This is a genomic window from Pedococcus sp. (genome assembly GCF_036554925.1).
Classification (GTDB): Bacteria; Actinomycetota; Actinomycetes; order Actinomycetales; family Dermatophilaceae; genus Pedococcus_A.
Genome location: NZ_DATBMI010000006.1, coordinates 25,806 through 33,035, shown reverse-complemented (window position 1 = coordinate 33,035; position 7,230 = coordinate 25,806). Strand labels below are relative to the sequence as shown.

At 74.5% G+C, this 7,230-nt stretch carries 7 protein-coding genes; 3 read left to right on the top strand and 4 right to left on the bottom strand.

Annotated features, from left to right (window positions below; all coding sequences use genetic code 11):
* Both groL and groES read right to left on the bottom strand, forming a co-directional pair.
* Window positions 1–1,186, bottom strand: a 1,186-nt coding sequence (gene groL, locus VIB11_RS00510; protein ID WP_332027304.1) for a chaperonin GroEL, incomplete at its 3' end; no start/stop codon positions are given.
* Between the two features lie 134 nt (window positions 1,187–1,320).
* Window positions 1,321–1,614 carry a co-chaperone GroES gene (gene groES, locus VIB11_RS00505; protein WP_154685491.1) on the bottom strand — a complete coding sequence of 98 codons (294 nt, stop codon included), beginning with the start codon at window positions 1,612–1,614 and terminating at the stop codon, window positions 1,321–1,323.
* Between the two features lie 236 nt (window positions 1,615–1,850).
* Between groES and VIB11_RS00500 the strand changes: the two genes are divergently transcribed.
* Window positions 1,851–3,083, top strand: coding sequence for a THUMP-like domain-containing protein (locus tag VIB11_RS00500; protein WP_332027303.1), 1,233 nt, complete (start codon window positions 1,851–1,853; stop codon window positions 3,081–3,083).
* Window positions 3,084–3,269: 186 nt separating this feature from the next.
* A complete protein-coding gene (locus tag VIB11_RS00495; protein WP_332027302.1) occupies window positions 3,270–3,977 on the top strand; it encodes a hypothetical protein in 708 nt (235 codons plus the stop codon).
* A gap of 56 nt (window positions 3,978–4,033) precedes the next feature.
* Here the strand turns inward: VIB11_RS00495 and VIB11_RS00490 are convergent, their stop codons facing one another.
* Window positions 4,034–4,867, bottom strand: a complete 834-nt coding sequence (locus VIB11_RS00490) for a ribokinase (RefSeq protein WP_332027301.1) — start codon at window positions 4,865–4,867, stop codon at window positions 4,034–4,036.
* Window positions 4,867–5,883 (bottom strand): nucleoside hydrolase, encoded by a 1,017-nt coding sequence (locus VIB11_RS00485; RefSeq protein WP_332027300.1) that lies wholly within the window; start codon window positions 5,881–5,883, stop codon window positions 4,867–4,869. Before VIB11_RS00485 ends, VIB11_RS00490 begins: the two co-directional genes overlap by 1 nt.
* Before the next feature lie 33 nt (window positions 5,884–5,916).
* Between VIB11_RS00485 and VIB11_RS00480 the strand changes: the two genes are divergently transcribed.
* On the top strand, window positions 5,917–7,206 hold the full coding sequence (locus VIB11_RS00480) for a glycoside hydrolase family 3 N-terminal domain-containing protein (protein WP_332027299.1): 1,290 nt from the start codon (window positions 5,917–5,919) through the stop codon (window positions 7,204–7,206).
* The last annotated feature ends 24 nt before the right edge of the window (window positions 7,207–7,230 follow it).

The window sequence follows — 7,230 nt, the reverse complement described above, 5'->3', positions numbered from 1 at the left end:
CCTCGATGCGGTGCTTCTTCTCCTTGAGCTCGACCTCGGTGTGGGCGCCGACGCGGATGACGCAGACACCGCCGGCCAGCTTGGCCAGGCGCTCCTGCAGCTTCTCGCGGTCCCAGTCGGAGTCGGTGCGCTCGATCTCGGCCTTGATCTGGCCGATCCGGCCCTCGACGTCGTCCGGCTTGCCGGCGCCGTCGATGATCGTCGTCGTGTCCTTCGTGACCAAGATGCGGCGCGCCTGGCCGAGCACGTCCAGGTCGGCCTGGTCGAGCTTGAGGCCGACCTCCTCGGAGATCACCTGGCCGCCGGTGAGGACCGCCATGTCCTGGAGCATCGCCTTGCGGCGGTCGCCGAAGCCCGGCGCCTTGACCGCGACCACGTTGAAGGTGCCGCGGATCTTGTTGACGACCAGGGTCGAGAGCGCCTCGCCGTCGACGTCCTCGGCGATGACCAGCAGCGGCTTGCCCGCCTTGACGACCTTCTCCAGCACCGGCAGGACGTCGGCGATGGCCGAGATCTTGCCCTGGCTGATCAGGATGTAGGCGTCCTCGAGGACGGCCTCCATGCGCTCGGGGTCGGAGACGAAGTAGGGCGAGATGTAGCCCTTGTCGAACTGCATGCCCTCGGTGAACTCGAGCTCGGTGGTCGCCGTCGAGGACTCCTCGACGGTGATCACGCCGTCCTTGCCGACCTTGTCGAACGCGTCGGCGATGGTGCTGCCGATGATCTGGTCCTGGGCGGACAGGGCGGCGACCTGGGCGATCTCGTCCTTGCCCTCGATCTCGCGGGCGGTCTCGAGCAGACGGCCGGAGACGGCCTCGACGGCCTGGTCGATGCCGCGCTTGAGCCCGGCGGGCGCGGCGCCGGCCGCGACGTTGCGCAGGCCCTCCTTGACCATGGCCTGGGCCAGCACGGTGGCGGTGGTGGTGCCGTCACCCGCGACGTCGTTGGTCTTGGTGGCGACCTCCTTGGCGAGCTGGGCGCCGAGGTTCTCGTACGAGTCCTCGAGCTCCACCTCACGGGCGATGGTCACGCCGTCGTTGGTGATGGTGGGGGCGCCCCACTTCTTGTCGATGACCACGTTGCGGCCCTTGGGGCCCAGCGTCACCTTGACGGCGTTGGCGAGCGCGTCGACACCGCGCTCGAGCGACTTGCGCGCGTCGTCGTTGAACTCCAGCGTCTTAGCCATGAAAGTCCTTCACGTCCTTCGTGTTCAGGGGGCGGGCGCCTCTGGCCGAGTCTCGGCGGCACCCGCGGGATGTGCCCACGCCCCGGCGCGGACCCGGTGCGGGCCGCGCCGGGGCGTGGACGGAGTGCGGTACGTCAGCCGACGACCGCGAGAACGTCGCGCGCGGAGAGGATGAGGTACTCCTCGCCACCGTGCTTGATCTCGGTGCCGCCGTACTTGCTGTAGATCACGCGGTCGCCGACCTTGACGTCGAGCGGGACGCGGTTGCCGTTGTCGTCGATGCGACCCGGGCCGATCGCGAGGACCTCGCCCTCCTGGGGCTTCTCCTTCGCGGTGTCCGGGATGACGAGGCCGGACGCGGTGGTCTGCTCGGCCTCGACGGACTTGACGACGATGCGGTCTTCGAGCGGCTTGATGGAAACCGACACGATAGTGACCTCCCCTTCGGGAATGTCGGAGTGGACAGTGGTGGTCAAGCTGGTGCGGCCGGTGCCGGTCGCCGTCGCGGGGGTCGACTGGCTGGCTGCGTTAGCACTCGGCGAACCGGAGTGCCAACGGCAAATCTAGGACCGGGCTTAGCACTCGGTCAACCTGAGTGCCAAGCGTTCGCCGACAGCGCAGCGGGCACCCGCAGGGTTCGACCGCATGGGCCAGAATGCGGCCCATGGACCTCGCCCTGCTGCGCCGCCTCACGACGGGCGAGGGGTGGGGGCTGCTCCAGAGTCTCCCGCCCTACGAACCCGGCTCCGAGCTGCGCCTCCAGCAGCGCCTGCGCGACGCCGGCTTCGAGCCCGACCTGGTGGCTGCCGCGTTGCACCAGTCGCAGCTGCGCGCCCGCGCGGTCGCCAAGTTCGGGCCGTTCGCCCAGGGGATGGTCTTCACCGCGGACGGCCTCGAGCAGGCCACCCGCCTCGAGGTGGCCGCGCAGCACGCCCAGCGCTTCCGGGCCGCGGGCGTGCACACCGTCCACGACCTCGGCTGCGGGATCGGTGCCGACGCGATGGCCATGGCCGGGATCGACCTGAGGGTGCGGGCCATCGACGCCGACGAGGTGACGGCCGCGATCGCGGCGGTGAACCTCCGGCACTGGCCGGACTGCTCCGCCTCCCAGGGGCTGGTGGAGGAGTTCACGCCCCCGGCCGGCGAGGGCGCCCGTCACGTCGGTGCCTGGCTCGACCCCGCCCGGCGGACCCCCGGCGTCGCGGACATCACCGGCCGCACCCGGAGACTGTTCCGCCTCGACGCGATCTCACCGTCCTGGGAGACCGTGCAGGCGGTGGCCCGGGCCCTGCCCGCGACCGGCGCCAAGCTCAGCCCGGCGTTCCCGCACGCCGCCCTGCCGCCGGGCGCCGAGGCCCAGTGGGTGTCCTACGACGGCGAGGTCCTCGAGTGTGCGGTGTGGTGGGGCCCGCTCGTGCGGACCGCGGGCCGCACCGCCGCCGTGCTCGGCACCGGCCGCGGCCCGACGGTCGTCGCCGAGGAGCAGGCCGAGGAACACCCGCCGACCGTCGCCAGCCTCGGTGACCTCGGCCCCTGGCTGTACGAACCGGACCGCGCCCTCCTGCGGGCCGGCCTCGTCGGCGCCGTGACAGCGGCGACAGGAGGCAGGGAGCTCGACGCGGGGGTCGGCTACGTGTCGGCGGGGCGGTCCGAGGACCTCCCCTTCGCCCGCCGGTATGCCGTGGTGGAGGCGATGCCGTTCAACGTCAAGGCCCTGCGGGGCTGGTTGCGCGACCGCGGGATCGACCGCCTCACGATCAAGAAGCGCGGCGTGAGCCTCGATGCCGACGCCCTCCGCAAGCAGCTGCGGCTGCCGCCCAAGGGTCGGACCGAGGCGACGGTGGTCATCACCCGGGTGCGCAGCCAACAGGTGGTGCTCGCGGTGCAGGGGGCCTGAAACGGCTCCCAGCCGCGCCAAACAGCCCCCTCCAGCGGCGAACGACCCTCCGCCGCCGCCGACACACCGTCCGCGTTACCGGAATGTGACTCCCCGCCCCGCGTTGGCTACGGTGGTCGGCGGCCTGTCGCTCCCCCGGCGCGGGCCACCCGACCGCACGCCGACAGCCCCGAGGTTCAGGACCCCGTGACCGAAGCCCCCCGCAGCACCGGACGCCACCGCGCCCCCCGCCGCTCCTGGACCGACCGCCTGCCCTCCCGCCCCGGCGGAGCCGTGCTCAAGGCCCTCGCCGCCGGCACCGCAGCGAGCGGCGTCGCGGTCGCGCTCGGGACCCCGGCCGGCCCGGCCGGCTGGGCGATGGCGCTCTCGGAGGGTCCGTCCGAGCCGGGCAACGTCGCAGTGGCCGCCCCCCGCGCGGCCGCCCCGCAGTCCCAGTCCTTCGGCCTCATCGGCTTCACCGCCACGGCCAAGCCCAAGCCCAAGCCCCAGCCCGAGCCGGCTCCGGACCCTGCGGCTGCCCGCACCTCGCAGCCCGCCTCCCGCTCGGCCGACTACTCCCGGGCCGACCTCGCCGGGATGAGCGGTATGTCCGACAACGCCGTCGCCGTGGTCAACGAGGTGAAGCGGGCCTTCCCCCACCTCAACGACATCGGCGGCTACCGTGCCGGCGACCCCGGCGACCACGGCAGCGGGAACGCCGTCGACATCATGTGTGGCACCTCGGACGGGGACGCCCTGGCCGAGCACCTGCAGGGCATGGCGGGCACCCTCAACATCAAGTACATCATCTGGAAGCAGCGGATCTGGTACCCCGGCGGCGGCTGGGAGCCCATGGAGGACCGCGGCAGCGCCACCGCGAACCACTACGACCACGTCCACGTCTCGGTGAACTGACGGTCCTCCTGCGCTGACGGTCTCGCCGAGCTGGCGCCGAGCCGGTGCCCCCGCCGCTACAGCGACGGGTCGGCCTGCGCGCCCTGCCGGCGCACCGCGGCGGCGCCGGCCTCCGTGGCCCGGCGCACCGCCTCGGCCCGCCCGTGGCCCTCGGCGAGCGCCGCCGCGAGGGCTCCGCAGAACGCGTCGCCGGCGCCGGTGGTGTCCACCACGTGAGGCGCCTCCACCGGGGCGCCCGGGAACTCCACACCGTCCCAGGAGCACCCCTCCCCGCCGAACGTCACCAGCAGCGAGCGCGGCACGCTGCCGGAGTCCGCGAGCGCCAGGGCCTCGTGCTCGTTCACGACCACCGGGTCGGCGAGGGCGGCCACGTCGTGCGGCAGGGCGGCATACGGCGCGGCGTTGACCACCACCCGCGCACCGCGGGACTGGGCGCGGCGTGCGGCCTCGGCCACCACGCGCAGCGGCACCTCGAGCTGCACGAGCAGCACGTCTCCGGGGCGGAGGCCGTCGAGGGGCCCGAGGTCGCCGGCGGTGACGTGGGCGTTGGCCCCCGGCACCACGACGATGGCGTTCTCGCCCTCACCGTCGACGGCGACCCAGGCCTGGCCGGTGCTCTCGCCCGCGACGACCCGCACCCCCGCGGTGTCGATCCCCCGCGCCCGGAGGCGGGCGAGGTAGCGCCGCCCGTCGGCGTCGTCGCCCACGCACGCCACCATGGCCACCCCCGCCCCTGCCTCGGCTGCCGCCACCGCCTGGTTGCCGCCCTTGCCACCGGCGAGACGGACGAGCGGCCCGACCGCGAGCACCGTCTCGCCGGGCCGGGGGTGCCGGTCCACCTCCGTGACGAGGTCGACGTTGAGGGAGCCGAGCACCACCACGCGGCCCATCAGGTGCGAGCCCCCGTGCCTGCCCGGCTCCGCGCCCCGGACACCGTCTCCAGCCACAGCTCGGCGTAGCGCTCGGCCTCGACCTCGAGGCACACGTCGACCGCTGCCGGCGCGACGCCGTGCGGGTCGTGGTCCAGGTCGCCGGACCAGTCCCTGCGGTCCACGATCGTGCGCCCGCGGGACCAGGTGCCGGCGAGCTCGACCCGCACCGGCAACCGGTGGGTCATGACGCCGGAGCGGTCGATGACGGCGCACACCGCGCCCGCGTCGCCGATGGTCGCGGCCGCGCTCGAGAAGCGCTGGCACTGGTAGGCGATGAGCCTCCCGCCGAGCTCGGCGGCACCGCGGCCACCGGCCCGCACCAGCTCCGCCGCCCGGGCGGCGCTCACCCGCGGCTCGTAGAAGACGTCGAGGCCGTACATCGTCACGGGGATCCCGAGCTCGCCCGCCGCGTCGAGGACGACGGCAGCGGCCTCGGGGTCGTGGAACACGTTGAACTCCGCCGACGCCGTGGCGTTGCCGACGTGGGCGGCGCCGCCCATGAAGACGATCTCGCGGATGCCTGCGGCCGCCTCGGGGTGGGTCCGCAGCAGCAGCGCGAGGTTGGTCAGCGGCGCCAACGGCACGAGGGTGATGCGGCGGTCGGGCGAGCCGTCCGCGGACGCCGCTGCCGCGGCGGCCAGCTCGTCGCGGAGGAGCTCGACGGCGTGGCGCGGGTCGGCGTGGGCCCGCGCCTTGGGCCAGTCGAGGTCGCCCATCCCGTCGAGTCCGTGGACGTGGGTGGCGTCCACGGGGTGCTCCAGCAGGGGGCGCGCCGCACCGCGCGCCACGGGGACGTCGAGGCGCCCGGCCGCCTCGAGGACGGTCAGGGTGTTGCGCACGACCGACTCCACCGGCGCGTTGCCGCCGGCGCACGTCACCGCCCGAAGGTCGAGGCCGGGGTGCAGGGCGGCGAGGAGCAGCGCGCAGGCGTCGTCCACCCCGGTGTCGACGTCGAGGATCACAGGCGTGGTCACGGCTCGATCGTGCCAGAGGCTACGTTGGAGCGGATGACCTCCCGCCTCCCGCACCGCCCCCGACCCCTGCTGTCGGCGCTCGTTGCCCTCCTCGCGGCCGGGGCCGGCTGCTCGCAGGCGGAGCCGACCCCGGCCGCCTCGACCGACGCCACGAGCGCGAGGACGGTCGCTCCGACGTCACGGACCTCCGAGCCCACGACGACCGACCCGACGACGACCACGGCGCCCTCGACGACCGCCACGAGGCCGGCACCCTCGTGCGCCGAGCGCGTCGTCGCGCGGCTCAGCCCGGCCCAGCGCGCGGGGCAGCTGCTCATGGTCGGCGTCCATCCCTCCGCGAGCCCGGCGGCGCTCGCGCGGCAGGTCTCGGACCAGCAGCTGGGCGGGGTGATCTTCCTCGGCGGATGGCACAGCGGTGCCGCCGACGTGCGCGCCGTGGCCACGCGGCTGCAGTCCGCGGCGACCTCCAGGGCGCGGTCGGCTCGCGGCGTGGGCGGCCTGCTCGTGGCGGCGGACCAGGAGGGCGGCCGGGTCCAGCAGCTGCGCGGCCCCGGCTTCACCCGGCTCCCGTCGGCGCGGGCGCAGGCCTCCCTCGACCCGGCGACGCTCCAGCGACGCGCCGCCTCGTGGGCCGGCGAGCTGAAGCGGGCCGGGGTCAACGTCAACCTCGCCCCGGTCGCCGACACCGTGCCGGCCTCGCTGGGCGACGGGAACGCCCCCATCGGGGCGCTGGACCGCGACTTCGTGCCCGGCAGCCCCAGCGCCAACGGCCGGTATGCCGCCGCGTTCGTCCGGGGCACGCTGGCCGGTGGTGTGGCCCCGGCCGCCAAGCACTTCCCCGGGATCGGCCGGCTCCGCTCGAACACCGACTTCTCCTCCGCCGGCATCACGGACCCGGTGACGAGCGCCACGGACCCCTACCTCGGTCCGTTCCGGGCGGCCATCGGCGCGGGCACGCCGCTGGTGATGGTGTCCTCCGCGCGCTACCCGAGGATCGACGCCGAGCGGCAGGCGCTGTTCTCCCCCACGGTCGTCAGCGGGCTGCTGCGCGCCCGGCTCGGATTCCGGGGTGTGGTCGTCACCGACGACGTGGGCGCGGCCGAGTCGGTCGCCGCGGTCCCCGTCGGCGAGCGGGCCACGCGCTTCGTGGCGGCCGGCGGCGACATCGTGCTGACGGCACAGCCGTCGCAGGCGGGCACCATGGTGGCCGCCCTGGTCGAGCGGGCTGCCGGACAGCCTGCCTTCGCCCGCCAGCTGCGCGACTCGGCCACGCGCGTCGTCGCCCTCAAGGTGCGGCTGGGCCTGGCCTCCTGCGAGCCCTGAGCACCTCTCCGCTCGGGCGGGGCG